General features: G+C 64.2%; 26 protein-coding genes. 9 read left to right on the forward strand and 17 right to left on the reverse strand.

The window, feature by feature from the left end:
* Window positions 1-21 precede the first annotated feature (21 nt).
* The 3 genes from DOM54_RS04865 to glmS all read left to right on the forward strand — a co-directional run bounded on the left by DOM54_RS04865 (window position 22) and on the right by glmS (window position 3,599).
* On the forward strand, window positions 22-726 hold the full coding sequence (locus DOM54_RS04865; RefSeq protein WP_110715258.1) for a response regulator: 705 nt from the start codon (window positions 22-24) through the stop codon (window positions 724-726).
* Between the two features lie 243 nt (window positions 727-969).
* Complete coding sequence (locus DOM54_RS04870; RefSeq protein ID WP_110715259.1) at window positions 970-1,740, forward strand: DeoR/GlpR family DNA-binding transcription regulator; 771 nt, start codon at window positions 970-972, stop codon at window positions 1,738-1,740.
* A 17-nt stretch (window positions 1,741-1,757) separates the two neighbouring features.
* Window positions 1,758-3,599, forward strand: coding sequence for a glutamine--fructose-6-phosphate transaminase (isomerizing) (glmS, locus tag DOM54_RS04875; protein WP_110715260.1), 1,842 nt, complete (start codon window positions 1,758-1,760; stop codon window positions 3,597-3,599).
* A gap of 36 nt (window positions 3,600-3,635) precedes the next feature.
* Here the strand turns inward: glmS and DOM54_RS04880 are convergent, their stop codons facing one another.
* From DOM54_RS04880 to DOM54_RS04925, 10 genes are all read right to left on the reverse strand, one after another.
* Window positions 3,636-4,331, reverse strand: coding sequence for a FadR/GntR family transcriptional regulator (locus tag DOM54_RS04880; protein ID WP_035475432.1), 696 nt, complete (start codon window positions 4,329-4,331; stop codon window positions 3,636-3,638).
* Between the two features lie 53 nt (window positions 4,332-4,384).
* Entirely contained in the window at window positions 4,385-5,137 is a 753-nt protein-coding gene (locus DOM54_RS04885) for an SDR family NAD(P)-dependent oxidoreductase (protein WP_110715261.1), read from the reverse strand.
* 17 nt (window positions 5,138-5,154) lie between these two features.
* Window positions 5,155-5,988 carry a sugar phosphate isomerase/epimerase family protein gene (locus DOM54_RS04890; RefSeq protein WP_110715262.1) on the reverse strand — a complete coding sequence of 278 codons (834 nt, stop codon included), beginning with the start codon at window positions 5,986-5,988 and terminating at the stop codon, window positions 5,155-5,157.
* A complete protein-coding gene (locus DOM54_RS04895) occupies window positions 5,985-6,893 on the reverse strand; it encodes an NAD(P)-dependent oxidoreductase (RefSeq protein WP_206019017.1) in 909 nt (302 codons plus the stop codon). Before DOM54_RS04895 ends, DOM54_RS04890 begins: the two co-directional genes overlap by 4 nt.
* Window positions 6,894-6,902: 9 nt before the next feature.
* Window positions 6,903-8,162, reverse strand: a complete 1,260-nt coding sequence (locus DOM54_RS04900; protein WP_110715264.1) for a TRAP transporter large permease — start codon at window positions 8,160-8,162, stop codon at window positions 6,903-6,905.
* Window positions 8,159-8,722, reverse strand: coding sequence for a TRAP transporter small permease (locus DOM54_RS04905; RefSeq protein ID WP_110715265.1), 564 nt, complete (start codon window positions 8,720-8,722; stop codon window positions 8,159-8,161). The genes DOM54_RS04900 and DOM54_RS04905 overlap by 4 nt, the downstream gene beginning before the upstream one ends.
* Window positions 8,723-8,737: 15 nt before the next feature.
* Entirely contained in the window at window positions 8,738-9,745 is a 1,008-nt protein-coding gene (locus tag DOM54_RS04910; RefSeq protein ID WP_110715266.1) for a TRAP transporter substrate-binding protein, read from the reverse strand.
* A gap of 62 nt (window positions 9,746-9,807) precedes the next feature.
* Window positions 9,808-10,818 carry a transketolase family protein gene (locus DOM54_RS04915; protein ID WP_110715267.1) on the reverse strand — a complete coding sequence of 337 codons (1,011 nt, stop codon included), beginning with the start codon at window positions 10,816-10,818 and terminating at the stop codon, window positions 9,808-9,810.
* Complete coding sequence (locus tag DOM54_RS04920) at window positions 10,815-11,705, reverse strand: transketolase (RefSeq protein ID WP_110715268.1); 891 nt, start codon at window positions 11,703-11,705, stop codon at window positions 10,815-10,817. Before DOM54_RS04920 ends, DOM54_RS04915 begins: the two co-directional genes overlap by 4 nt.
* 631 nt (window positions 11,706-12,336) lie before the next feature.
* On the reverse strand, window positions 12,337-13,044 hold the full coding sequence (locus tag DOM54_RS04925) for an SDR family oxidoreductase (protein ID WP_110715269.1): 708 nt from the start codon (window positions 13,042-13,044) through the stop codon (window positions 12,337-12,339).
* Window positions 13,045-13,139: 95 nt separating this feature from the next.
* On the opposite strand from DOM54_RS04925, the gene DOM54_RS04930 reads away from it, so the two are divergent.
* Complete coding sequence (locus DOM54_RS04930) at window positions 13,140-13,691, forward strand: TetR/AcrR family transcriptional regulator (protein WP_110715270.1); 552 nt, start codon at window positions 13,140-13,142, stop codon at window positions 13,689-13,691.
* Here DOM54_RS04930 and DOM54_RS04935 read toward each other — a convergent pair.
* A complete protein-coding gene (locus DOM54_RS04935; protein WP_110715271.1) occupies window positions 13,688-14,326 on the reverse strand; it encodes a TetR/AcrR family transcriptional regulator in 639 nt (212 codons plus the stop codon). The two genes, DOM54_RS04930 and DOM54_RS04935, sit on opposite strands and share 4 nt — an antisense overlap.
* A 166-nt stretch (window positions 14,327-14,492) precedes the next feature.
* Between DOM54_RS04935 and DOM54_RS04940 the strand changes: the two genes are divergently transcribed.
* A complete protein-coding gene (locus DOM54_RS04940; RefSeq protein WP_110715272.1) occupies window positions 14,493-16,535 on the forward strand; it encodes an NADH:flavin oxidoreductase in 2,043 nt (680 codons plus the stop codon).
* A gap of 24 nt (window positions 16,536-16,559) precedes the next feature.
* Here DOM54_RS04940 and DOM54_RS04945 read toward each other — a convergent pair whose 3' ends face one another.
* Both DOM54_RS04945 and DOM54_RS04950 read right to left on the reverse strand, forming a co-directional pair.
* Entirely contained in the window at window positions 16,560-17,378 is an 819-nt protein-coding gene (locus tag DOM54_RS04945) for an anti-sigma factor family protein (RefSeq protein ID WP_110715273.1), read from the reverse strand.
* Window positions 17,375-17,896: an RNA polymerase sigma factor gene (locus DOM54_RS04950; RefSeq protein WP_110715274.1), complete on the reverse strand. Its 522-nt coding sequence runs from the start codon at window positions 17,894-17,896 to the stop codon at window positions 17,375-17,377. Before DOM54_RS04950 ends, DOM54_RS04945 begins: the two co-directional genes overlap by 4 nt.
* A gap of 185 nt (window positions 17,897-18,081) precedes the next feature.
* On the opposite strand from DOM54_RS04950, the gene DOM54_RS04955 reads away from it, so the two are divergent.
* Together DOM54_RS04955 and DOM54_RS04960 are read left to right on the forward strand one after the other, a co-directional pair.
* A complete protein-coding gene (locus DOM54_RS04955) occupies window positions 18,082-19,155 on the forward strand; it encodes a catalase family peroxidase (RefSeq protein ID WP_110715275.1) in 1,074 nt (357 codons plus the stop codon).
* The gene (locus DOM54_RS04960) at window positions 19,152-19,700 is read left to right on the forward strand and encodes a cytochrome b (RefSeq protein WP_110715276.1); all 549 of its coding nucleotides are present in this window, start codon (window positions 19,152-19,154) and stop codon (window positions 19,698-19,700) included. The genes DOM54_RS04955 and DOM54_RS04960 overlap by 4 nt, the downstream gene beginning before the upstream one ends.
* A 457-nt stretch (window positions 19,701-20,157) precedes the next feature.
* Here the strand turns inward: DOM54_RS04960 and DOM54_RS04965 are convergent, their stop codons facing one another.
* Both DOM54_RS04965 and DOM54_RS04970 read right to left on the reverse strand, forming a co-directional pair.
* Entirely contained in the window at window positions 20,158-20,520 is a 363-nt protein-coding gene (locus tag DOM54_RS04965; RefSeq protein ID WP_110715277.1) for a hypothetical protein, read from the reverse strand.
* Between the two features lie 108 nt (window positions 20,521-20,628).
* Complete coding sequence (locus tag DOM54_RS04970; protein ID WP_110715278.1) at window positions 20,629-20,967, reverse strand: winged helix-turn-helix transcriptional regulator; 339 nt, start codon at window positions 20,965-20,967, stop codon at window positions 20,629-20,631.
* A 123-nt stretch (window positions 20,968-21,090) separates the two neighbouring features.
* On the opposite strand from DOM54_RS04970, the gene DOM54_RS04975 reads away from it, so the two are divergent.
* Window positions 21,091-21,864 carry an SDR family oxidoreductase gene (locus DOM54_RS04975; RefSeq protein ID WP_110715279.1) on the forward strand — a complete coding sequence of 258 codons (774 nt, stop codon included), beginning with the start codon at window positions 21,091-21,093 and terminating at the stop codon, window positions 21,862-21,864.
* Between the two features lie 4 nt (window positions 21,865-21,868).
* Here DOM54_RS04975 and DOM54_RS04980 read toward each other — a convergent pair whose 3' ends face one another.
* Entirely contained in the window at window positions 21,869-22,798 is a 930-nt protein-coding gene (locus DOM54_RS04980; protein ID WP_110715280.1) for an oxidoreductase, read from the reverse strand.
* Window positions 22,799-22,901: 103 nt separating this feature from the next.
* Here DOM54_RS04980 and DOM54_RS04985 point away from each other — a divergent pair, with 103 nt between their 5' ends.
* A complete protein-coding gene (locus DOM54_RS04985) occupies window positions 22,902-23,471 on the forward strand; it encodes an HdeD family acid-resistance protein (protein WP_110715281.1) in 570 nt (189 codons plus the stop codon).
* A gap of 46 nt (window positions 23,472-23,517) precedes the next feature.
* Here DOM54_RS04985 and mltA read toward each other — a convergent pair whose 3' ends face one another.
* The gene (gene mltA, locus DOM54_RS04990; protein WP_110715282.1) at window positions 23,518-24,642 is read right to left on the reverse strand and encodes a murein transglycosylase A; all 1,125 of its coding nucleotides are present in this window, start codon (window positions 24,640-24,642) and stop codon (window positions 23,518-23,520) included.
* Window positions 24,643-24,815 lie beyond the last annotated feature (173 nt).

The following is a 24,815-nucleotide window of genomic DNA, read 5'->3' on the forward strand; positions in this document are numbered from 1 at the left end:
ACCACCCACGGGGCTTGAGCCATGAGCGATTCGACGCCCGGCCAGCACGGTCCGCGCATTCTGCTGATCGAGGACGAGCGCCAGATCCGGCGATTTCTGCGCATCAGCCTGACCTCGCAAGGGTTCGAGGTCGTCGAAACGGAGCATGGCAATGCCGGGATGGCGGCGTTCAACCGCCAGCGTCCGGATCTGGTGCTGCTCGATCTCGGGCTGCCCGACATGGATGGCATGGAGGTGCTAGACGCCCTGCGGGCCCAGAGCGAGGTGCCGGTGATCGTGGTCTCGGTGCGGGCCAGCGAAGCGGAGAAAGTCGCCGCCCTGGATGCCGGTGCCAATGATTACATCACCAAGCCGTTCGGGGTGCAGGAACTGCTGGCACGAGTGCGGGCGGCGCTGCGCAAGGCTACGCCCGGCACCGCCGGCGAAGGGCTCAGCCTCGGCGACGTGGTCATTGACCTGGCCGGACGCCGGGTCACCCGGCACGGCGAGAGCATTCACCTCACGCCGCGAGAGTTCAGCGTGCTGGCCGCGCTCGCCCGCCAGCCCGATCGGGTCATCACCCAGCACCAACTGCTGTCGGATATCTGGGGGCCGGTGCATGTCCATGACACCCACTATCTGCGCATCGTCATCAGCCGGCTGCGCCAGAAGCTTGGCGACGACCCGGACACCCCCGCGCTGATCCAGACCGAGGCCGGGATCGGCTATCGCCTGCTCTTGCGCTGAGAGGCAGGCACGTCGAAGCGATCTATCCACAGCCGGAAGGCAGCGTGGCCCGTGCCTTGTGTTGTCCACACCCGCTTTTTCCCGCCTCGCACGACCTCACTGTTCTGTGCACGGTCGCTCTATTCGTCGTCATTTCGCGCCGACGCCGAGCACCGATGCTTGACCCGATGATGCGTTTGGGTTTTGATTCGAACCTATTATCTTTCGAATCGAAACTTAAAAACGGAATTCGAAACTCACGCCATGCCGAAACGCGATACCGCCCAGCGACGTCACGCCATCCTTGCCTACGTCAACGCCCATGGCGAGACGCCGGTCGAGGTGCTGGCGTCGCGCTTCGCCATCTCCGAGGTCACGGTGCGCAAGGATCTCTCCTCACTGGAGAGCAGCGGCCTGTTGCTGCGCCGCTACGGCGGGGCGGCACCGCTACCTCAGGAGATGCTGGCCGAACCGGCGCAGACGCTCTCGCCCCACAAGCGCGCCATCGCGCGGGCGGCCCGCGCTCGCATCCGCGAGCACAACCGCATCATCGTCGACAGCGGCACCACCACGGCGGCGCTGATCGGTGAGCTCGGCGGCTTGCGCGGGCTGGTGGTGATGACCAATTCGCTCGCCGTGGCCGGCGCCCTGCGTGAGCTCGAACCCGAGCCGGCGCTGCTGATGACCGGCGGCACCTGGGACCCGCACTCCGAATCCTTTCAGGGGCAGGTCGCCGAACAGGTGCTGCGCGCCTATGACTTCGATCAGCTCTTCGTCGGTGCCGACGGCATCGACATCGACCGCGGCACCACCACCTACAACGAGCTGTTCGGCCTTACCCGCGTGATGGCGGAGGTCGCGCGTGAAGTGGTGGTGATGGTCGAGGCCGACAAGCTCGGCCGCCGTATTCCCAATCTGGAACTCCCCTGGGCACGTATCGACACCCTGGTGACCGACTGGCGCCTCGCGACGGCGGATGCCGCCGCCATCGAGGCCCAGGGCGTGACGCTGGTGGTCGCCGACGCGCCCCAATAGCTTCGAGGACATCGGACATGTGTGGAATCGTCGCCGCGCTGGCAGCGCGCAACGTGCAGGGCATCCTGCTGGAAGGGCTCAAGCGGCTCGAGTACCGCGGCTACGACAGCGCCGGCATGGCGGTGCTGGGCGGCGATGGTGCGCTGGCACGCCGGCGCGCGCTGGGCAAGGTCGCGGCGCTGGAAGAGAAGCTCGCTGCGGAGGATCTCAAGGGGCATATCGGTATCGCCCACACCCGCTGGGCGACCCACGGCAAACCCTCCGAGGCCAATGCCCACCCGCACGTCGCCGGACGCCGTCTGGCGCTGGTGCACAACGGCATCATCGAAAACTATGAACCGCTCAAGCGCGCTCTCGAGGCCGAAGGCGTGACCTTCCACTCCGAGACCGACACCGAGGTGGTGGCGCATCTGCTCGAACGCGCCTTCGACGCCCACGGTGATCTGCTCGCCGCGGTTCAGGCGACCCTGGCCCGGATCGACGGCGCCTACGCGCTGGCGGTGATGCACGTGGAGGCGCCGCGCGAGATCGTCGGCGCGCGCAAGGGCAGCCCGCTGGTGGTCGGCGTAGGGATCGACGAGCACTTCCTCGCCTCCGACGCCCTGGCGCTTTTGCAGGTCACCGACCGCTTCATCTATCTGCAGGAGGGCGACGTGGTGCGCCTCTCCGACGCCCACGGTATCGAGATCCACAGTGCCGACGGCGAACGCGTCGAGCGCGAAGCCCACGTCTTCGAACATGGTGACGGCGCCGCCAGCCGCGGCGAGTATCGCCACTTCATGCTCAAGGAGATCCATGAGCAACCGGCGGTAGTCGCCGCCACCCTGGAGGGGCGCCTCAGCGGTAGCCGGGTACTGGAGAACAGCTTCGGGGTCGACGCCAATGCACTGTTCGAGCGCGTCGAGCAGATCCATATCATCGCCTGCGGCACCAGCTATCATGCGGGTCTGGTGGCGCGCTACTGGCTGGAAAAGCTGGCCGGCATCCCGACCCAGGTGGAGGTCGCCTCGGAGTATCGCTACCGCGAGGTGGTGGTGCCGAAGAATACCCTTTTCGTCACCCTCTCCCAGTCCGGCGAAACCGCTGATACCCTGGCCGCGCTGCGCTACGCCAAGGGCCGCACGGACGGCCAGCGCTATCTCGGCGCGCTGGCGATCTGCAACGTGCCGGGCAGCTCGCTGACCCGTGAATCGGATCTGGCACTGATGACCCAGGCCGGTCCGGAGATCGGGGTCGCCTCGACCAAGGCGTTCACCACCCAGCTGGTGGCGCTGTTGCTGCTGACCCTGGCGCTGCGCCGCGAGCGCGGCGATGCCCGCGAGACGGCGCTGGTGCAGGCCCTGCGCGGGCTGCCGGCGCTGCTCGAACAGGCGCTGGAGATGGATGGCCCGATCGCCGAACTTTCGGAAGCCTTCGCCGAAAAGCACCATGCGCTGTTCCTGGGCCGTGGCACCCAGTTTCCGATCGCCCTGGAGGGCGCGCTCAAGCTCAAGGAGATCTCCTACATCCACGCCGAGGCCTATCCGGCGGGCGAGCTCAAGCACGGTCCGCTGGCGCTGGTCGACGCCGATATGCCGGTGATCGCGGTGGCGCCCAACGACGAGCTGCTGGAGAAGCTCAAGTCCAACCTGCAGGAGGTCCGCGCCCGCGGCGGTGAACTGTTCGTCTTCGCCGACGAAGGCGTGGGGCTGACCGCCGCCGCCGACCTGCGCGTGCTCCACCTGCCGCAGATCGACGAAGTGCTCGCACCGATTCTCTACACCCTGCCGCTGCAACTGCTCTCGTACCACGTCGCCGTGCTCAAGGGCACCGACGTGGATCAGCCACGCAACCTGGCCAAGAGCGTAACGGTGGAGTAGCGCGCCACGGTGACGTGCTGGAGTAGGCGATGCATCTCAGCTACCCGCATACGAGCGCATCGTCTGCTGGTTCCAGGTCTCGAAGTGATCGAACATGGCCTGACGCGCCAGGTCGGGGTCCCTCGCCTTGATCGCCGCGACGATGGCGATATGGGTTTCGTTGGTCTTCTTGAGGGACTGGGGGGATTGGCGCGCGAGTACGCGGCGGTGGTGGAGCACTTTTTTCAGCACCGACGAGAGTCCCTGGAAAATGATCAGAATGGCTGGATTGCCGGCCATGATTGCCAGCTGTTCGTGGAACTCGTAGTCGGCCTGGAGGCCGTCGTTGATATCCGTGGTGGTGACGATGCGCTCGCAGAGCTGCTCCAGTGTCTCCAGCTCCTGGGCGGTGTGATGCGTCGCCGCGGCCTGGATGATCTCGCGTTCGAACATCTCCCGCGCCGTTTCCATGTGATCGACGGAGATATAGTTCAGCTTCAGGGCCAGTTCGAAGTAGAGCTGGATGAAGACGGGTTCGGGCATTTTCAGGAACGTGCCCGAACCCTGGCGGCGCTCGATGAATCCCAGGCTCTGGAGCACCGACAGCAGATTCCTGACCGATGAGCGATGCATCGAGAAGCGCTCGCACAGCGTTCTTTCCGGCGGGAGTTTCAGACGTCCATCGCGGGACAGTTCCGATACCGAAACGAAGTCGTGCAATTTGGCCAGAAGGTCGGAATCAATCTCGCTCATAGGCGTTCCAGTCGCTGCCGTCGGTCGAAAGAGGTCGGCGGCAGCTTAGCATGTCAATGAATGTGCATACCGCCGTTCACATCGATCGTGGCACCGGTGATATAGCTGGAGAGGTCGCTGGCCAGGAACAGGAATGCGTTGGCAACATCGTCGGGTAGACCGAGCCGCTTGAGTGGAATCCCCTCGAGGATCGGAGCCTTCATCTCCTCGGTCAACTTGCCGGCAGTGATGTCGGTATCGATCAGCCCGGGCGTCACCGAGTTGACGCGAATGCCAAAGGCGCCCAGCTCGCGGGCCATCGCCTTGCCCAGGCCCAGCATCCCGGCCTTGGCGGCGCTGTAGTGGGGGCCGCCGAAAATACCGCCACCGCGTTGCGCGGAAACCGAAGAGGTGTTGGCGATCGCGCCACCGCCCGCTGCCTTCATGTGCGGCACCACGGCCTGGGACATGTAGAGCATACCGCGCAGGTTGACGTCGAGGATGCGGTCGTAGCCCTCGGGGTCGATCTCTTCGAACTTCACCGGCTGGGTGATACCGGCGTTGTTGATGAGCACATCGATCTTGCCGAATCGTTCGAGCGCGCGCTCGACCACGTCGCGGCACTCCTCGCGGCGGGTGACATTGGCCACCACCACCAGACAGCGCTCAGGGTCGAACGCCTGGCGTACTGCTTCGCAGGCCGCCTCGTCGATATCGGAAATGACGACGCTGGCGCCGTGTTCGTGGAATAGTCTGGCGGTCTTCAAGCCGATGCCACGGGCACCGGCGGCGCCAGTGATGAGGCAGACTTTGTTGTCGAGAAGCATGCGGGTATCTCCAGGCATCATTGAAGGTTGTCGAGCCGTTCGAGGGAACGGCCGAGTTTTTCCTCGATCAAATCGAGAGGCAGTGGCTTGTCGTCCCGCCAGGGTTGCGCCTGGGGGTCCCGGTGGAGCCGGAAGGGAAGTTCCAGCGAGAACGGCCGCTCGGCGGCCATGAGGGCGCGGAGCACGCGGGCCTCGTCGATATCGCTGTCGCCGAGTTCGGTGAAGTCGTACCCGTTGGCCGTGCGGTGGCAGGGCTTGATATGGAAGTGATCCGCTAGTGGCAGGGCCTGCTCGATGTCCGCCTCGGGTGAGCGTGCGGGCTGGTGCGAGAGCAGGTTGCCGCAGTCGTAGTTGATGCCGAAGGTCGCATCATCGAGGGTGGCCATCAGCGCCGGGATGTCGCCGGCGTGATCGAGCATGTTGGGTTCACCGTTGCCGGGGTTCTCGAGCAGGATGCGCACGCCATGGTGGCGCGCGATATGACCCATCCGCTCGGCATTGGCGAGAAAGCGTGCCCGGTTGCCGAGCGTCGCGGCATTGGTGATGACGAACTTGGCGCCGAGTGCTGCGGCGAATCGGCAGCGCGCTTCGAGTCGCGCCGGGGCGTTGTCCAGGCCGAGATCGATATGGCCGGAGAAGTAGCGGCAGTGCTGATCGAGACCGCGCATCTCGCGACACAGGTCGTCGGCCAGTGCCAGGGTCAGATCGGCATCGGTGAACGTCTCCACGTAGCCGTCGATGAAGGCGAACTCGACTTGGCGCACGCCGCAGCGAGCCAGGGACGGGAGGATACGGTCGAAGCCGTAACCGTCGTAGGCCGCGGTGCTGACGGAACACGAAAGCGCGCTCATGCCTGGGTGCCTCCCTCGGGGTCGCAGCCGTTGAGCCGGCGATAGGTGCGGATCAACTGGCTGTCGTCCAGGCGGCCCTCACCGCCCTCGGCCGTGGCCACGAAGAGCTGATGCGCGCTGTGGGCGAGAGGCGTGTAGGCCCGCGACGAGCCGGCGGCGTCGCAGACGATGCCCAGATCCTTGCAGAAGATGTCGATGGCGCTGGTGACCTCCCCCGGCGGTGCGACCATTCGCGGGCCACGGTCGCGCAGCATCCAGCTCGAGGCGGCCGACCCCTGGACCAGCTCGAGGGCGACCTGCCGGTCGATGCCGCTCTTCTCGGCCAGGGCCAGCGCTTCCGCCGCCGCTGCGATATGCACCCCGCATAGCAGTTGATTGACCGCCTTCATGGCCGCGCCCTGCCCGGGGCGATCGCCCACCTCGAAGATCGCCTGGCCGAGGATGTCGAACAGCACATGACAGCGCGCGAGTGATGGCGCCTCGCCGGCGGCCATGATGCTGAGCGTGCCGGCTTTCGCCCCCACCACGCCGCCCGATACCGGGGCATCCACGTAATGAAGATCCGGCCGCACGGCCGCGACCTCGGCGGCCAGCGCTGCGGCATCGGCCGGCGCGACGGTGGACATCTGCACGATGCAGGCGTCTGCGGGCAGTTGGGATACCAGCCCACCGGCGACGAGAACATCCGAGAACAGTAGCGCGCGAATCTGCGCGGCGTTGACCACCATGATCACCAGCGCCTCGACGCTATCGATAGCGGCTTTGTGACCGGACGCCTGGCGGTGAAAGGCGTCGGCGCGCTCGCTCAGGGCGTCCAGAGCGAGTACCTCGAGCCCGGCCTGGTCGAGGTTCTCGGCCATGGGCCAGCCCATGGCACCCAGGCCTGCAACAGCGACTCTCTTCATCAGGATTCCTCAGTAAAGGATCATTGCGGGCACGTACGAGACGAGCAGCAGCACGCTGATCGCAACGAGATAGAACGGAATGAGTTCGCGCACGACGCTGCCGATGCGCTCGCGCGCGATGGCCGAGGCGACGAACAGCGTGGTACCGATAGGGGGTGTGAACAGCCCGATGCTCAGGTTCACGCACATGATGATGCCGAGCTGGACCAGATCCATGCCGATGGCGTTGGCGATCGAGACCAGGGTCGGCCCCAGCAGCAGGATCGCCGCCGGTAGATCGAGGAACATGCCGATGAACAGCAGCAGCAGGTTGATCGCCAGAATGACCAGGATCGGATTGCCGAGGGTGTCCACCGCCCACTGGGCCACCGCCTGGGGCACACCACCGCTGGTAAGGATGTAAGCGATGATATTGGCGGCGGCGATGATCAGCATGACCATGCCGGTCGTCATCACCGTGCCCGAGAGCGCGGCGACCACGCGGGCGAGGGTCAGGTCGCGGTAGATCAGCGCGCTGACCATCAGCGCGTAGGCCACGGCGATGATGCTGACCTCCGTGGGCGTGGCGATACCGGTGCGCAGCAGCACCAGAATGATCACCGGCATCAGCAGGGCGGGCAGTGCGGTGATCAGGATGCTCCGGACCTCCTGTGCGGTGTACTTCAAGGTGAGGCGGGGAAAGTTGCGGCGCTTTCCGGTCACGTAGCAGGCGGTCATCATCCCGATCGCGAGCATCAGCGCCGGCAGCACGCCGGCAATGAACAGCGCCGCGATGGAGACATTGGAGACCGTGGCGAACAGGATCAGCGGGATCGACGGCGGCATCAGACCGGCGATCACCGACGACGAAGCGGTGACCGCGGCGCCGAAGGCGCCAGGGTAGCCCTCTCTCTTCTGCCAGGGGATGAGCATCGACCCCAGCGCCGACGCCTCGGCAACGGCAGAGCCGGAAACACCGCCGAAGATCGTCGAACCGACCACGTTGACCTGGCCGAGCCCGCCGGGGTACTTGCCGACCAGCATCGAGGCGAGCGCCACCAGGCGTTGCCCCAGCTTGCCGGACATCATCAGGCTGCCGGAGAGCACGAAGAACGGAATCGCTAGCAGCGGAAAGCTCTGGGTCGGCTGGAAGATCTTCATCACCACCATGCTCGAAGGCATCGAGCCGAACACCGACAGCGCCGTCCAGCCGCTGATCACCAACGAATAGCCCACCGGCATCGCCATCAGCATGAGCAGCACGAAGGAGATCAACATGTTGACCGTCATGAGGCTTTCTCCCCGTGGGTCGCCAGCGACTCGGTGACCGTCAACCGGCGGTCGAGCGCGATGAGAACGTTGAGCAGGGAAACCAGTGCCAGGCCAGTAAAGCCGACGACGACCGACCAGTAGGACCACGACATGGCGATGCCGGTAATGGGCAGGCGCTGGCCGCCCGCGATGGCGACCACGTCCAGCCCGTGCCAGGCGATGAGTGCGAAGGCGACGACCGCGAGCAGGTTGGTCGCGAGCCCGATCACACGTCGCAGCGGCTGCGGCAGCCGTTCGACTACTGCCTCGATCCCGATATGCTCGTTCTTGGCTGCGGTCGCGACGATCGCGCACATGGTGAGCCACGGAAACAGGATGTTGGGGACTTCCGACGTCCAGTCGAGATTCGTCTCCCACACGTAGCGCACGAACACGGCCGCCAGCAGCGTGGCGAACATCACCAGCAGCGAGAGAATGCCGAGCCACTTGAACAGGTGATGAATCGCGGCTTTCAGGCGCAGTGGTGGCGAACCGGGATGCCCCGGTTCGCCATGCCTTCCTGCGATGACATCAGACATGGCGAACGCTCCCGTTTACTGTGACGCGTTTTTCGCGGCTTCGACGACCATGTCGACCATCTTCGGGTACTTCTGCCGCCAGGCATCGTAGACGCCGCGCGTGGCCTCGATGAAAGGCGCCTGATCCACCTCGTTGAACGCCACCCCCGCCTGCTCCATCTTCGCGCGGAGCTCCTTGTCGGCCGCGAGCGAGGCCTGCCGGTTGTACTTTCCGGCTTCGATGGCGGCGTTCTGGATGACCTTCTGTTGCTCGGGAGAGAGTCCGTCCCAGACGATCTTGCTCATCAGCAGTGGCGTGGACTCGTACTTGTGGCCGGTGAGCGAGATGTACTTCTGCACTTCATAGAGCTTCGACGAATAGATGTTCATCAGCGGGTTTTCCTGGCCATCCACCACGCCCTGCTGCAGCGCGATATAGAGCTCGGAGAAGTTCATCGGGGTTGGCGTCGCCCCCAGCGCGTCGAAGATATCGACGGTCATCTCGTCCGGCGGCGTGCGGATCTTGAGCCCCTTCAGATCGGCGGGCTTCTCAATCGGGCGGACGTTGTTGCTGACGTGGCGGATGCCGTTGTCCCACATCGCCAGCAGGACCAGCCCCTGTTCCTGCGCCAGGCGCTTGAGTTCGTCGCCGACCTCGCCATCCATTACCTTCCAGGCGGTGGGCAACGAATCGAACAGAAACGGCAGCCCCAGCACGGAGAACTGCGGGACGATGCTCGCCACCGGGCCCTGGCTGTTGGCGCTGAACGCTAGGCTGCCCATGCGCATCAGGGTCAGCGCTTCCATATCGTCGCCGTATTGGGCGTTGCCACCCACATCGACGTGGATCTCTCCGTGGGTGCCCTCCTCGACGAGCTTGGCGAAGCGCACGGAGGCTTCCCATTTGGGATTGCCCTCGGCGGCGTTGTGGGCCAGTTGCAGGGTTTGCGCTGCCAGCGCCGGCGTGGTGGCGGCGAGAGCGGCAACCAAGGCCGTGGTTTTCAGGGTCTCTGTCGGGATCGCTTTCAGAATCGCTTTAATCATTGTCGTTGCGCTCATGGTTGCTGACGGGATGTGGTGAAGTCCTCGCTGTGGCGCGTTTCGGCTCAGCTGGCGTGCGTGAGCGAGATCCGGGACGCCAGGGTCTTCACCATTGCCTGGGTCGAGATGCCATAGCGGTCATGCAGGGTGGGCAGTGCGCCGGCGTCGAGAAACGTGTCCGGCAGCCCGATCTGGTGGAACTCCGGGTGCACGCCGGTATTCATCAGGAGTGCGGCCACGCTCTCGCCCAGCCCGCCGATGACGGAGTGATTCTCCGCCACGTAGACGGGACGCTGGGGATGACGCCGGATCTCCTCGAGAATCGTCTGCGCATCCAGCGGCTTGATGGTGGGGGAATGGAGGACACCTACATGCATGCCGCGCTCGGCGAGGAGATCGGCCGCTTCGACGGCACGCATGGTCATCAGCCCGGAGGAGACGATCAGGGCATCCTCGCCATCCATGAGTCTGCGCGCCTTGCCGATCTCGAAGCGGTAGTCCGGAAAACGATCGAGCACGCGGGGCACCTTGCCGCGCAGCAGACGCAGGTAGACCGGCCCATCGTGGGCGGCCATGGCATGGGTAGCCTGCTCGATATCCACCGCATCACAGGGGTCGACGATGGTGAGGTTCGGCATGCCGCGGAAAATCGCCATATCCTCGGTCGCCTGATGGCTCGGCCCGTAACCGGTGGTGAGGCCCGGCAGCGCGCAGACGATCTTGACGTTGAGTTTCTCCTCGGCGATCGCCATGCAGATGAAGTCATAGGCCCGGCGTGAGGCGAAGACGCCATAGGTGGTCACGAACGGTATGAAACCCTCGCGTGCCATGCCGGCACCGGCACTCATCAGCAGCTGCTCGGCCATCCCCATCTGATAGTGGCGCTCGGGATAGGCCTGGGCGAAGACGTGTAGATCGGTGTACTTGCCCAGATCTGCGGTCATGCCGACGATACGCTCATCGGCCGCGGCCGCCTCGACCAGGGCGTGGCCGAAGGGTGCCGAGGTGGTCGGCTGACCTTCCGCCGCCAGTGAAGCGATCATCGCGGATGTCTTGAGTCGCGGTTGGGTCGTCATGAGTGCTCGCTCCCTGCGGCGTGGGATGAATGGGCATAGGTATCGTCGAGTTGCTTCAGGGCGATGCGCCACTCGTCTTCGTCGACGCGTATGAAGTGGGTCTTGTCGCGGTCTTCGAGCAGCGGCACGCCGCGCCCCATCAGGGTGTCGCAGATGATGACGCAGGGTTTGCCGTCGGCGCTTTCCAGTGCGCTATCGAAGGCCTCGACCAGCGCGGCGATGTCGTTGCCGTTCACCCGTAGCGCGGTCCAGCCGAAGGCGCGCCACTTGTCGGCGATGGGCTCGTAGTCGAGTACGCTCGACGACTTGTCGTCGGCCTGCTGATCGTTGACATCGACGATGGCGACCAGGTTGTCGAGCTTCCAGTGGGCGGCCGAGGCGGCGGCCTCCCAGGTCGAGCCCTCGTTGAGTTCGCCGTCGGAGAGCAGGTTGAAGATGCGCGAATGGCTCTGCTTGCGCTTCAGGCCGAGCGCCATGCCGACACCGATTCCCAGCCCGTGGCCCAGCGAGCCGCCGGTGATCTCCATGCCGGGGGTGTAGGCCGCCATCCCCGACATCGGCAGCATGCTGTCGTCGCTGCCGTAGTTCTCGATTTCGCTCTCGCTGATGACGCCTGCCTCGATCAACGCGGCATAGAGAGCGATGGCGTAGTGACCGATCGACAGCAGGAAGCGATCGCGCTCTTCCCATTCGGGGTCGTCGGCGCGCAGGTTCATGGCATGGAAGTAGGCGACCGCGAGGACGTCGGCGATGCCCAGGGCCTGGCCCACGTAACCCTGGCCCTGCACTTCTCCCATGAGGAGCGCATGGCGACGGATCCGATAGGCGCGTCGTCGAAGGGCGGGGATATCGGCGGGGGCGATCACGCGGTGGGTAGCCGGCTGCATAGAACGGGTTCCGTGAATTGGTTGACCAATTAACGGTAATGAGGGCCTGCAGTGAAAAGAAGACCGACTTTGGTCGCAGCAGCGCTATCACCCGAAGCGGGTGAATCGACTCAACCCCGTCTGAACGGAAGAAGCGGCCACGCTATATCCAAAGAATGATTATGTTTATCAGATAATTACGGGATTCTTGAGTGACGTCTGTCTGTTACGGCGAGGTACGTCCAGGCAGGGGGCTGGAAGGGATCGGCTACTGCCAAGCTGAGACTAATGGTTAACCATTTTAAGGGTGCTGGCGGCAGGTACGAGACGAGGCGTCTTTAGCTCACCGCCACCAGCAGGCTCTCCAGCGACTCGCGCGGAATGTCGCGGGTGATGAACACCGGCCGCGCAGCCGGGCTAGGCACTGTCTAAAAAGTACTGTGCTCGCCCATGCGGCGTTAAACATCGGCTTGCGCACCAGCCCGGTCCGGTTTCGCCGATTTTTGCCTTACCTGGCCTTCGCTCGTCGACTTTTCAGACAGCGCCTAGGCGCTTCTCCGTTGAATGAGCAGGAGGAAGGCCGGGAGACAAAACGATGGAGGGATACAGTGAAGAGGCTAGGGCGACCTCTACAACCTGGCATTCGTTGCCATCAACGCTCCAGAGGCAATTGGTATATCTCGGGAGAGTCGGAGAGCGACTGATGCACGCTTCGTGAAATCTCGTCGGCGAGCACCTCTCTCGCATTCGCCTCGAGCGCTGCATAAGTCGTATCCACGACCTCGCCAGGAGCCGTCTTGGGCACATCTAGATCGCGGGTGAGATCGGTGTCGATAAAGCCGACATGTAGCGCCAATACTTGGGTTTGCTGCTCGGTGAGCGCGTGTCGCAGGCCATTTGTCAGCGACCAGGCCGCGGCCTTGCTGACGCCGTAGGTGCTAAGAAAAGGCGTATTGATCCAACTGGCGACCGAGAGCACGTTGATGATTCCGCCACCACCATTGGCCTTCAGCACGGGTGCAAAGGCCTTTGTGACACGCAATGGGCCGAATAGATTCACCGCCAACTCTGCTTGCATGGCGATTTCCGCCTCAGCATCGAGAAGCGGGCGCGAGTCGGCAATGCCGGCGTTGTTGATCAGAAGGGTGACGTCATGGCAGCGCTTGGCTGCGATCTTCACCTCGTCAGGTGAAGTCACGTCCATTTGAACCGGTATCACGCCCGGGATGGCTACTCCATCAGGGTTGCGTGCTGCGCCATAGACCTTTTTCGCGCCCAACGTCAGTGCACGCTCGGCAAAGGCCTTTCCCAGGCCACGATTGGCGCCAGTCACGAGGACGACGGCATCTTTGAGTTTCATGGCTTTCTCCAGTGAAAACTATGGGACGTACTTCTCGAATGACATAATCAATTTAGCCTGATAGATTACGAGTGTCATCTAAAAAGAGTCGAAAGATGAGTCGAGTTTCCAAGGAACGTGCCGCCCTCAATCGCGAAGCCGCTGTGGTGGCGGCGTCCGCCCTCATCCGCGAAAAGGGACTGAACGGTATCGGCGTGCGAGAGCTGATGGCGTCGGTGGGTCTGACCCAAGGCGCTTTGTCGAAGCAATTCGGTAGCAAGGAACAACTGGCTGCCGAGGCCTGTCGTCACGCTTTTGAGAGCGCGAGCGAAGCATTGAGCGCTGCTGCGGGCGCGAGCGATGCCGATCAGCCGCGGCGTCTGACCGCGTTTTATCTCGAACCCAAGGCGGCGGATCGGAGCTGCCCGATGGCGATGCTCTCGTCAGACGCTGCGCGCTGTCCGCAGGCGAGCGCTTTCCGCCAAGCTTATGATGAGGGACTCAGCGCGATGATCACCGACTTCACCGGTAATCCGCCGTCACGTGATCGTTTGGCGCTGGTTGCTGCTTGGGTGGGCGCGGCGCTGTTGATCAACGCCACGCAGGATGAGGCGCTGATCTTGCAGATTAGGCAGGCGGTCGAGCAACTGAGCGAGACGATAGCCTAGTTGGATTCCGCTGGTGCAGTGGCGGGAAAGCGCGCGCGATGGCGGTCGGCGAAGCGCGCCAGGTCCGCCTCGGTGCAGGGCTGACCGGTAAAGATGCGAACGTACTCGGCGACCCGGGTGATGCGGGTGTCCTTGCTCTCCTGTACGTGCATGGAGATGTAACCGATCTGGAGCAGGTAGACGGTCCTCGCGCGAGTATCCGCCTCCAGCGCGGGGTAGCCGAAGCGCGAAAACATCGCCTGGATCGCGGCCAGCCGCTCGGCGTCGGCGCGCTGCACGCGCTCGGCCACCGCCGGGTCCTGCAGACTCCAGCTGCGTATGGCGTATTCGAATTCGGAATCGAACACCGCGGGATCGAACCAGCAGTCGAAGACGTTGAGCGTAGCTTCGACGATCGAAGCGGCGTAGCGCTCGCTCTGGGTGATGACGGCCTGGGTGTTCTGCGCCTCCCAGCGCGCCAGCAGCGCCTCCAGAATCTCCTCGCGATCCTTGAACAGCCAGTAGAAGCTGGTCCGCGAGGTCTTCAACTGCTTGGCCAGCGGCATGATCTTGACCGCGCCGACCCCGGCGCCGATCAACAGCGTATAGGCGGCATCGACCCACGCCTTGCGGTTGTTGGCGAGTTCGTCTTTCACGATGAGTCCTTGGTGACGGTGGGCAGGATGCTGAGCGTAGCAGGCCGGAGGCCGGTGTTTTAGACCCGCCTTGACCTTTCGTGTACACCAGTGTCATTTAAATTGACACTGGTGTACAGGCGGCGCTAGCGTGGAGTTCACCCCACAATAACAAGGGTGCCTGACCGTGAAGAACGATCCCCTGCTGCAGCCGCTGACGATCAAGAACCTGACGCTCAAGAACCGCGTCATGCTGACCTCCCACGAGCCTGCCTATCCCGAGGACGGCATGCCCAAGGCGCGCTATCGGGCCTATCACGTCGAGCGCGCCAAGGCCGGTGTGGCGCTGACCATGACCGCCGGCTCGGCGGCGGTATCCCGCGATAGCCCGCCGGTGTTCAACAACATCCTCGCCTACCAGGACGAGGTGGTGCCATGGATGCGCGAGCTGAGCGACGCCTGCCACGAGCATGGCACCGCAGTGATGATCCAGCTCACTCACCTGGGACGGCGCACGCGCTGGGACAAGGGCGACTGGCTGCCGGTGGTATCGGCTTCCAACCACCGCGAGGTCGCCCACCGGGCCTATCCCAAGAAGGCCGAGCCGTGGGATATCGAGCGTGTGATCCAAGACTATGTCGATGCTGCCGAGCGCATGCATGCCGCGGGGCTCGACGGGCTCGAGATCCAGGCCTATGGCCATCTCATGGATCAGTTCTGGTCCCCCCTGACCAACGAACTCAACGGCCCCTACGGCGGTAGCCTGGACAACCGCCTGCGCTTCACCTTCGAGGTGCTCTCGGCAATTCGTGACCGGGTCGGCGACGACTTCCTGCTGGGCGTGCGCTACACCGGTGACGAGTGTCTGCCCGGTGGCCTCGACGCCAATGACGGCATGGAGATCTCGCGCCGGCTCAAGCACAGCGGACTGATCGACTTTCTCAACGTGGTCAAGGGGCACATCGACACGGATGCCGGCCTCACCGACGTCATCCCCATCCAGGGCATGCCCAGCGCGCCGCATCTCGATTTCGCCGGCGACATCAAGCGTGAAATCGACTTCCCCACCTTCCATGGTGCCAAGATCCAGGACGTCGCCACTGCACGTCACGCCATCGACTCGGGCAAGGTCGACATGATCGGCATGACCCGTGCACACATGGCCGACCCTCACCTGATGCGCAAGGTGATCGAGGGGCGCGAGGAGGAGATCCGGCCCTGTGTCGGCGCCAACTACTGTCTCGATCGCATCTATCAGGGTGGCGCCGCCTACTGCATTCATAACCCGGCCACCGGGCGCGAGACGAGCATGCCGCACACCATTGCGCCGGCCGCGACGCGGCGCAAGGTGGTGGTGGTGGGAACCGGCCCCGGGGGAATGGAAGCGGCCCGGGTCGCCGCCGAGCGCGGCCACGAGGTGGTGGTGTTCGAGGCCGCCGACGCCCCGGGCGGGCAGATTCGCCTCACCGCTCAGAGCGAGCGTCGGCGCGAGATGATGGGCATCATCGACTGGCGCTACGAGCGCTGTCAGGCGCTGGGTGTCACCTTCCACTTCAATGTCTTCGCCGAGCAGGAGGAGGTGATCGCCGAGTCGCCGGAGGTGGTCATCGTCGCCACCGGCGGTTTGCCCAACGAGCAGGCGCTGAGCCAGGGCAACGAACTGGCGGTGACCGGCTGGGACATTCTCTCGGGGCATGCCAAGCCGGGGCGCAACGTGCTGGTCTACGACGATGCCGGTGATCATACCGCGCTGCAGGCCGCCGAGATCATCGCCAGGAGCGGGGCCCGGGTCGAGTACATGACCGCCGACCGCGCGCTGGCGCCCGAGGTGATGGCGATGAACCTGGTGCCCTACCTGCGTTCGCTGCAGGTGCTCGATACGACCTTCACGCCGACCTTCCGCCTGGTCGCGCTGCGGCGCGAGGGTGACGAACTGGTGGCGTCGGTGGAGAGCGACTACACCCGCGTGGGCAAGGAGCGCCGCGTCGACCAGGTGGTGGTCAACTTCGGCACCCTGCCCATGGAGGATCTCTACGAGTCGCTCAAGCCGCTGTCGAGCAACCAGGGCGCGGTGGACTACGACAAGCTGATCGTGGGTGACCCGCAGCCGATCGTGAAACCTGTGGACACGGCCGGGGGATTCCAGCTGTTCCGGATCGGCGATGCGATCTCGCACCGCAATACCCATGCCGCGATCTACGACGCCCTGCGTCTGATCAAGGATCTGTGAGCGATCTCACGCGAATGGCACGGCTCAACTCTCGCGCAGCATCTGCTCCAGCATCGCGGCGTTGGGATCGTCGGGCTGGCTGACGATGGCATAGTTGTAGTTGCCCTTCGACCAGTACTGCGCCATGAGCTTGCCGTCGACTCGCTTGCCCGGCTCCAGCATGTGGTGACCGGCCCCCGGCGGGCGGATATACATCATCATCTGGCGTCCGCTCTGGTCGCGATAGACCACCATCGCGGCGGGCCCTTGATCGGTGGCAAGCAGACGGGCGTCGGTCATCTCCAGGCCGGCGGCGCTGAGATCCGGCGGCATGATCCCGTCGCTGAAATGGGCCCGGAATAACCTGGCGATCTGTTCCCGACCGTGGCTGGCCGGCACAGGCGCCGTGGTGGCCGTGGCGTCATTGGCATCGACGATATGGCCCTTGTCGATGGCGTCATGGCCGTCGAGCGAAACGTCAGCGGTGAACAGGCGGTAGGCCTGGACCGCATCCGCCATTGGCGGTGGCGAGTCCGGACTCGTCATGTCGCGCATCGTCCAGCCGCCGGTCAGGCCGATACCCAGGGCCATGACCAACATGGCAGCCGTGGCCAGCCAGCGCCGCTGCCCCGCTCGCTGACGGCGGCGAATCGCAGCCGGATCGAGTGCGGGGTTGGCCGGCCACTGTTCCGGATTGGCGTAGCGCGCGCGCAAGTGTTGGGCGTCCCGACGCCACGCCTCGAGTTCCGCCGCCCGCTCCGGATTGGCCTGGAGCCAGGCTGCCACCCACTGCCGGCGCTCGGCGTCCAACTGGTCGTCGAGATAGGCGTGCAGGTCCTGTTCGGTGGGTTGATTCGGGTTCATTTGAGCCTCCTGAGTGACGGTGCCGGACGCTTCTCGCGTGATTCTCCTTCATCCAGCTCGCGCAGGGATCGACGCGCTCTTGAGAGTCGCGACATGACCGTTCCCATCGGAATATCCAGGGTTTCGCTCACCTCGCGATAGCTCAACCCCTCCACCGAAACGAGCATGAGCAGGGCCCGCTGCTCGGGGGGCAACTGGTCGAAGGCGTCCCAACTGGCATTGACCACGACGATATCTTCCGCCGAGGCGCTGGTCTGAGGTTCGCTGGTGAACAGCTGCAGCAGCCGGGCATAGCGTCCGGCGCGACGCCGACCGTCGAGGAACTGCCGATACAGAATCGAAAACAGCCAGGCGCGAAGATCGCCGTCGGGGCGGCGGCGCTGCCAGTGGCCGATCGCTTTTTCCATCGTCGCCTGCACCAGATCGTCGGCATCGCTGGGATCGTGGGTCAGCGACACGGCAAAGCGCCGCAAACGGGGCAGGATTTCACGCAGTTGATCGTCATCGGGTGGATTCATGGAGGTTCCAGCGTATCGAAGGAAGTCGCTGTAGGACGAACCGGAGGGAATTCTATTCCCTTTCATCGTCAAGGGAATCGTCAATCGCTCTCCGGCGGGATTCAGGTACGCAATGACCGAGCGGGAATAAAGTATCGGCAGCGGCGTCCTACTCGCTCCATGCAGGCCACCTCCCCGGAGCAGACATGACCCCGAAAAACCCACCACCGCTGAACACGATATTCCGGTTCACGGTCATCGGACTCGTTGTCGCCATCCTGGCGACGGCCTTCGCCTATGTTGGCGGCTGGCTGGACCCCGGCCGGCTGACCCCGGATCGGATGATCAATACGCTGGAAGACAACGCCGGCGTTCATGAAGGTTATCGCCGCAATCACGCCAAGGGGTACTGCGTGGTGGGCAGTTTCGAGAGCAATGGCAATGCAGAGAGTCTCTCGCGTGCCACGGTTTTCGCGACGGGACAGGTCAGCCCGCTCATCGGCCGCCTTGCGATCCCCGGAGGCAACCCCCATGCCGATGATGGCATGCCGCCGATACGCAGTTTCGCGCTGCAATTCGAGTTGCCGAACGGTGAGCAGTGGCGAACCGCGATGAACGCGATGCCGGTGTTCCCGGTATCGACGCCACAGGCGTTCTGGGAACTGTTGCAAGCCTCCCAGCCGGATCCCCGGAGCGGCAAGCCGGACCCCGCGAAGATGGGGGCCTTCTTTGCCGGCCATCCGGAAACCAAGCCATTCCTGGCCTGGGTGAAAACCGCCCGGCACTCCTCGAGTTTCGTCAATGTCGAGTACAACAGTCTCGACGCATTCCGCTTCATCGATGCCGGCGGGACGACTCACTTCGTGCGTTGGGGGCTGGTGCCGGAAGCGCCGTTCACGCCGATGACCGATGCCCAGAAGCAGGATCCCGATTTCCTCTCCCATGACCTGCGGGAACGCCTGGATAAAGGTCCCCAGCGCTGGCACCTGATCGTGACCGTGGCCAATCCCGGCGACCCCACCAACGATGCCACCCTGGCCTGGCCCGCGGACCGCCGCCAGATCGATGCCGGCATCGTCACCATCGATCGGGCCCAGGATCAGGCCGACGGCCCCTGTCGTGACATCAACTACGACCCGCTGGTGCTGCCCGACGGTATCGCCGGCTCCGATGACCCGCTGTTGAGCGCGCGCTCCGCGGCCTATTCGGAATCCTACAACCGACGCACTCGCGAGGAGGCCGAATCGGCGACATCCTCGACCCAGGAGCCACGATCATGAACCCGCGGACTGCCGTTACCTTTTCCCTCCCTGCCCGTCTGCTTCACTGGCTGATGGCGATCATGATCCTGACGATGCTGTTTGTCGGCGTCGGCATGGTGGCTACGGTTTCCGAGCGTCATGTATGGCTCGTGCAACTGCATAAACCGCTGGGGATCGCGATTCTCGCGCTGGTCATCGTGCGGCTTCTGGTGCGCTGGCGATATGGCACCCCGGCGCTGCCCGCGGACCTGCCGCCCTGGCAGCGCCACTCCGCCCACCTCTCCCACTGGATGCTATATGCGCTGATGCTGGCGATGCCGCTGATCGGCTGGACCATGCTCTCGGCTGGCGGTTATCCGGTCACCCTCTTTGCCGGCGTCACGCTACCGGATCTGGTCTCGCCTTCTCCCACGCTTTACAGCGCGTTGCGTTTCGCCCACACCTGGTTGGCGCTGAGCCTGTTCGCGCTCATTCTTCTCCACTTGGCGGCAGCCTTGTACCACGGCTTGATTCGTCGGGACGGCGTACTGGCCAGCATGACGAAGGGCCGCCGAAAGCCCTGAATCATGGGTCGCTTTTTCATGGAAAAGGCGATTGAATTGAACCTGAGTAAAGCGGTCGGGGTAGGTGTAACCCCACGCCGATCGCTGTCAGCGTTTCCCTGAAGATATCAGGAAGTGCCATGTCGATATGGACTAAAGGAAGTTGATGTCGGTATGGGAAAAGCAAAAATAATTCTAGGCTATAGGCACTGTCCGAAAAGTACTGTGCTCGTCCATGCAGCGTTAAAAATCGGCTGGAGCGTCAGCGCGCTCGGTGCCCCCGTCAAAATGCTCATCTACAACCCGTGAACTGAAGCGAAAGACGGGACTGTTTTCGCCGATTTTTGCCTTGGCTGCGCGCCCCGGCCCGGCCTTAGCTCGTCGACTTTTCAGACAGTATTCAGGGTAGAAAGACAGCAAAAAGCCGAGGTGATTAGCCTCGGCTTTGACGTGAAGGTCGCTATCCATCAAGCATCTCTCAGGCGGGATCCACGCTGTAGAGACGTTTCACAACGTCCATCTGAGCAGCACTCTGCCCTTCCGCTATCAAGCTCTGCTGGGCCCGGCCCAGCGCTTTCATGGTGGTCATGCCGGTGCGGTTCTGTTCGGCACGCAGCGCATTGGCGCTGGCTTCGCTTTGGCCGGCGCCGATATCCACGCGCCAGTCGCCGAACTGGTTGGCCGTCATCATCGCCGGCTGCAGATTCAGCGGCTGGTGCAGTCGCTGCATGGCTTCCTGCTGGGCGATGCTATCGTCGGCCTGCGCCAGCACGGGCAGAAATCCGGCAAGCGCCACGGCGGCGGCGACTCGGGCCAGGTGGGACACGATCTGAGTTTTCATCATCGACTCCTGTCATCGAAATGTCTGCGACCTCGACATGGGGCCGCGGTCGACAGCGGGAGAATTCCTGTCACTGTCGGCTGCAGGTAAGACGAATGACACTGCGATCTATTCCCCTTTTTGTTTCTCGGATTTCTCGTTCCATGTCAGAAGTGCATCCAGGGCGGGGCAAAGTTCCTGTCCCCAGGAGGTCATCCGATAGTCGACCTTGGGTGGCACCTCGGGATAGACCTTCCGGGAGACGATGCCGTCGTTTTCGAGCTCGCGAAGTTGCTGGGCAAGCATCTTCTGGGAGATGCCCGGGATCTGGCGTTCGAGATCGGAGAAACGCTGAATCTTGCCATCGAAGAGGTGGAAGATGATCAGCAGTTTCCATCTCCCTTTCAGTAGTTTGAATATCGATTCCAGCTCGAGCGCGGCGCTCTCCGGCGTGTGATTCTTGGCCATAACTTTTGGGTAAGCCTCTTACTATTTCGTGCGTTCTTGTTTCCCTTTCAGCAGCGAAGATAATGGCATTTCACCGAGCGGGTTCGCTTTTTGAAGCAAGACGATAGCTAAAAAGGAACGATCATGGACCTGGGCTTACAGCATACTCGTGTCTTTGTGACCGGCGGTACCAAAGGTATTGGCAGAGCCGCCGTCGAGCTTTTCCTCGACCTGGGGGCGAGTGTGGTCACTGCCGCTCGCCACAGGCCCGACACGATGCACCCGGAGCTCGTCATCGCCGCGGATCTCGCCACCGACGAGGGCTGTCGCCTGGCGGCGGAGTCGGCGCGCGAGCGGCTGGGGCATATCGATGTCTTGGTGCATGTCCTGGGCGGGTCGTCGTCGCCAGGTGGCGGCTTCACCGCCCTGGGCGAGGATGAGTGGAGGCAGGAGCTCGATCTCAATCTGTTTCCCGCGGTACGGCTTGACCGCCATCTGGTACCGCACATGATGGCGCGCGGCTCTGGCGTCGTGATTCATGTGACGTCCATTCAGCGAGCGCTGCCTCTGCCGGAGTCCACCACGGCCTATGCTGCGGCGAAGGCGGCGTTGTCCACCTACAGCAAGAGCTTGTCCAAGGAGCTGGCGCCTCAAGGCGTGCGGGTGGTGCGGGTGTCGCCGGGCTGGGTCGAAACCGAGGCATCAGTCGCGCTCGCCGAGCGATTGGCCGAGGAGGCGGGCACCGACTACGAGGGCGGCAAGGAGATCATCATGCAGTCGCTCGGGGGCATTCCGCTGGGACGGCCCTCCTCGCCCGGGGAAGTGGCCAATCTCATCGCTTTCCTGGCGTCATCCAGGGCGGCGAGCATCACCGGGTCCGAGTTCGTCGTCGACGGCGGCACCATTCCCGTGGCGTGAGTCTTCAACCATCCGATGACCACGCCGCCCCGGTCAATTCACACGACACCGTCCATAGCCGATCTTCCACCGCCCGGTCCCTGGCCGCGGTGCTGCGATGGGCGCGCTTGGGTGCGCCGCGGGTCTCGCTGAAGCCGTCGGGGCCGAAGTAGTCGCCGGGGCCCACGTCGTCGGCGAGCGCGGCGTGAAGCGTGGGCCTGGCGCCCTGGTCGGCGGATTGGCTGATCAGCGGCATCACCAGCTTGAATGCCTGGCCGATCAGGGCCCGACTCTTCACGCCGGCATCGAACAGCGCCGTGCGCGATAGCCCGGGATGGGCGGCGACGCTCAACAACCTCCAGCCGTGCCGGTCGCTCTGCCGCTGCAGCGCCTGGGCGAACAGCAGCATGGCGAGCTTCGACTGGCGGTAGGCGCGCCACGGGTCGTAGTCGCGTTCGCCATTCAGGTCATCGAAAGCGATCTTCCCGCCGCGATGTGCGAGGCTCGAGAGCTGGACGACGCGCGCAGGCGCTAAGTCCCCCGACGAGGCGGCGACCAGCAGCGGCAGCAGCAGGCTGGTGAGCAGGAAGTGGCCGAGATAGTTGACCCCGAACTGGCGCTCGAAGCCGTCCTCGGTGCGCTCGCGCTTGGGCAGCGCCATGATGCCGGCGTTGTTGACCAGCCGGTGCAGCCCGGTTTCGCGCTCGCGCAGGCGCGCGGCGAACTGGCGCACCGACGCGAGACTATCGAGATCGAGCAACTCGAAGCGAACCTCGGCACCGGGCTGATGGGCGCGCACCGCGTGGCAGGCGAGCTTGCCCTTGTCGGCATTGCGCCCGGCGACGATGACGCGATACCCGTTCGCTGCCAGGCCCTTGGCAGTCTCCAGTCCGAGTCCGGCGGTGGCGCCGGTGACGATGGCCAGCGGCGCTGCCGCCGGGGCGGATTCGGTCATCGAAGTCACTCCGTTGAAGGTCTATGTTGAAGATCGGTATTGAGCGTTAGATTCGGTGCAGCGTTCAGGTTTCCTCGAACAGGGATATCAATGGGAGTCGTCAATGGCAACGAGAAGTCTCATCGGACGTAGCTGGTGGATTCTGATGGCGTTCGGCGTCATCGCCATCGTATTCGGCCTGATCGCGGTGTTTCAGCCGCTGGCCGCCATCGCGGCGTTGACCTGGATCATGGGCATCATGGCACTGGCGGAAGGCGTCTCCACGCTGTTCATGACGGCGACGGCCTATCGAGGCGCGGGCAAGGGATGGCTGATCGGCTATGGCGTGCTGTCGATACTGTTCGGCCTGCTCGCGATCTTCGATCCGCTCTCCATGGCCAGCGCGCTGCTGGTGCTGGTGGGTATCTGGCTGATCATCGCCGGCGTCTATCGCCTGCTGCTGGGGTTGCGCATTCGCCGCCCGGTGGCCGGCCAGGGCTGGGCCGCGCCCGGCGAGGGATGGACCGTTCTCAGTGGGGTGCTGGCGCTGCTGCTGGGCATCCTGCTCGTCGTCAGCCCGCTCAGTGGCCTGGTGGCCACCGCGCTGTGGATCGGGATCGTCGCGCTGGTCTACGGCGTCATCCAGGTGATCGCGGCGTTGCGGGTGCGCAAGATGTTCGCCGGCCCTCGCTAGCGAGGGTCGCAATGTCCAGAGAGCGCCCAAGTGATTGGGCGCGCTCTCATTTGGGCATCAGCACCCACATCTCGCCCCGCTGTTTCATCCGGCTGGCGGCCTCGCCGGCGGCGTCGCCGTGGCCCCAGTAGAAGTCGGCGCGCACCGCGCCCTTGACCGCGCTGCCGGTGTCCTGAGCCACCATCAGGCGCTGCAGCGGCTGGTTGGAAAGCGGCTGGGTAGTGGAGAGGAACACCGGCGCGCCGAGCGGGATCTCGTCGGGGTCGACCGCGATGCTGCGCTCGGAGGTGAGCGGCACCCCCAGCGCGCCCACCGGGCCGCTGGTATCGGCCAGCGCTTCGCTGCCCTTGAGCTCGCGGAAGAACACCATGCGCGGATTGACGTTGAGCATCTCCTCCACCTGGCCCGGATGGCGGCGGGCCCAGTCGCGCACGCCGGGCAGCGTGGCCTGGGCGGGCGTGATCTCGCCGCGGTCGATCAGGCGCTTGGCGAAGGAGCGGAACGGCTGGTTGTTGGTGCCGGCGTAGGCCACCCGCATGGTGGTGCCGTCGGTCATTTCGACGCGGCCGGAGCCCTGAATCTGCAGGTAGGCTGCCTCCACCGGGTCGTCGACCCACACCAGTTCGGTGCCATCGAGATCGCCGCTGCGCATCAGTTCGGCGCGGGTCGGGCCGACGTGGGTGTGTCGCTTCCAGTATTTCGGGTACTGGTAGAGCGGCGTCTGGTAGGGCCCGCCGCGCACGCGGGAGCCGCGCAGGATCGGCTCGTAGTAGCCGGTGATCAGGCCGGTCGCGCTGCCGTCGCTGTTGGTCACGCGATACGGCACGAAACGGCTCTCGAAGAAGTTCTGGATCGCCAGCGCATTGAGCGGATCGACCGACCGGGCGTCGTGGCAGACGCTCTTCCACGTCGGCTTGCGCTCGAGCCGCTTGCAGCTCTCCCGGAATGCGCTCCATGCCGCCATCGGTTGGTCCCGGTTCCAGCCCGGCAGGTGGTGCCAGGTGGTCTTGCGCGCCGGCTGTTCGACCCGCGCCTCCGGGCTACCGCTTGGTGCCGGGGTCATGACCGGGCCGCTGGAGCAGCCCGCCACCAGCAGGGCGAAAAAGAGAGCAGCCAGCAGCCAGGAGAAGCGGAGTGACGATGCGCGCTGGCGCGGGTCGCTTGAAAGCATGCAGATTCGATCCTTGAACACGATGCACAGACGAAGGCGGATAAACGGGATGATGGATAAAAGCTGGAGCGAGCATATCGCCGCCGCTCGATGGCGTCGAGCGAGGTATCGACCAAAGACAGCCGCTGCAAGTTCCTTCCCCCTCGCATTACACTGTGCGCTTTGCTCTCGCG

Source organism: Salinicola acroporae (assembly GCF_003206615.1).
Taxonomy (GTDB): Bacteria; Pseudomonadota; Gammaproteobacteria; order Pseudomonadales; family Halomonadaceae; genus Salinicola; species Salinicola acroporae.

What these genes read in the sequence shown, in the direction of transcription:
- DOM54_RS04955 (WP_110715275.1), top strand. Translation starts at nt 18,082, where the DNA reads ATGACCCCGAAAAACCCACCACCGCTGAACACGATATTCCGGTTCACG.
- DOM54_RS04905 (WP_110715265.1), bottom strand. Translation starts at nt 8,722, where the DNA reads ATGTCTGATGTCATCGCAGGAAGGCATGGCGAACCGGGGCATCCCGGT.
- DOM54_RS04945 (WP_110715273.1), bottom strand. Translation starts at nt 17,378, where the DNA reads ATGAACCCGAATCAACCCACCGAACAGGACCTGCACGCCTATCTCGAC.
- mltA (WP_110715282.1), bottom strand. Translation starts at nt 24,642, where the DNA reads ATGCTTTCAAGCGACCCGCGCCAGCGCGCATCGTCACTCCGCTTCTCC.
- DOM54_RS04970 (WP_110715278.1), bottom strand. Translation starts at nt 20,967, where the DNA reads ATGGCCAAGAATCACACGCCGGAGAGCGCCGCGCTCGAGCTGGAATCG.
- DOM54_RS04890 (WP_110715262.1), bottom strand. Translation starts at nt 5,988, where the DNA reads ATGAGCGCGCTTTCGTGTTCCGTCAGCACCGCGGCCTACGACGGTTAC.
- DOM54_RS04885 (WP_110715261.1), bottom strand. Translation starts at nt 5,137, where the DNA reads ATGCTTCTCGACAACAAAGTCTGCCTCATCACTGGCGCCGCCGGTGCC.
- glmS (WP_110715260.1), top strand. Translation starts at nt 1,758, where the DNA reads ATGTGTGGAATCGTCGCCGCGCTGGCAGCGCGCAACGTGCAGGGCATC.
- DOM54_RS04895 (WP_206019017.1), bottom strand. Translation starts at nt 6,893, where the DNA reads ATGAAGAGAGTCGCTGTTGCAGGCCTGGGTGCCATGGGCTGGCCCATG.
- DOM54_RS04965 (WP_110715277.1), bottom strand. Translation starts at nt 20,520, where the DNA reads ATGAAAACTCAGATCGTGTCCCACCTGGCCCGAGTCGCCGCCGCCGTG.
- DOM54_RS04900 (WP_110715264.1), bottom strand. Translation starts at nt 8,162, where the DNA reads ATGACGGTCAACATGTTGATCTCCTTCGTGCTGCTCATGCTGATGGCG.
- DOM54_RS04985 (WP_110715281.1), top strand. Translation starts at nt 22,902, where the DNA reads ATGGCAACGAGAAGTCTCATCGGACGTAGCTGGTGGATTCTGATGGCG.
- DOM54_RS04975 (WP_110715279.1), top strand. Translation starts at nt 21,091, where the DNA reads ATGGACCTGGGCTTACAGCATACTCGTGTCTTTGTGACCGGCGGTACC.
- DOM54_RS04980 (WP_110715280.1), bottom strand. Translation starts at nt 22,798, where the DNA reads ATGACCGAATCCGCCCCGGCGGCAGCGCCGCTGGCCATCGTCACCGGC.
- DOM54_RS04950 (WP_110715274.1), bottom strand. Translation starts at nt 17,896, where the DNA reads ATGAATCCACCCGATGACGATCAACTGCGTGAAATCCTGCCCCGTTTG.
- DOM54_RS04925 (WP_110715269.1), bottom strand. Translation starts at nt 13,044, where the DNA reads ATGAAACTCAAAGATGCCGTCGTCCTCGTGACTGGCGCCAATCGTGGC.
- DOM54_RS04960 (WP_110715276.1), top strand. Translation starts at nt 19,152, where the DNA reads ATGAACCCGCGGACTGCCGTTACCTTTTCCCTCCCTGCCCGTCTGCTT.
- DOM54_RS04930 (WP_110715270.1), top strand. Translation starts at nt 13,140, where the DNA reads ATGAGTCGAGTTTCCAAGGAACGTGCCGCCCTCAATCGCGAAGCCGCT.
- DOM54_RS04865 (WP_110715258.1), top strand. Translation starts at nt 22, where the DNA reads ATGAGCGATTCGACGCCCGGCCAGCACGGTCCGCGCATTCTGCTGATC.
- DOM54_RS04915 (WP_110715267.1), bottom strand. Translation starts at nt 10,818, where the DNA reads ATGACGACCCAACCGCGACTCAAGACATCCGCGATGATCGCTTCACTG.
- DOM54_RS04910 (WP_110715266.1), bottom strand. Translation starts at nt 9,745, where the DNA reads ATGATTAAAGCGATTCTGAAAGCGATCCCGACAGAGACCCTGAAAACC.
- DOM54_RS04920 (WP_110715268.1), bottom strand. Translation starts at nt 11,705, where the DNA reads ATGCAGCCGGCTACCCACCGCGTGATCGCCCCCGCCGATATCCCCGCC.
- DOM54_RS04880 (WP_035475432.1), bottom strand. Translation starts at nt 4,331, where the DNA reads ATGAGCGAGATTGATTCCGACCTTCTGGCCAAATTGCACGACTTCGTT.
- DOM54_RS04870 (WP_110715259.1), top strand. Translation starts at nt 970, where the DNA reads ATGCCGAAACGCGATACCGCCCAGCGACGTCACGCCATCCTTGCCTAC.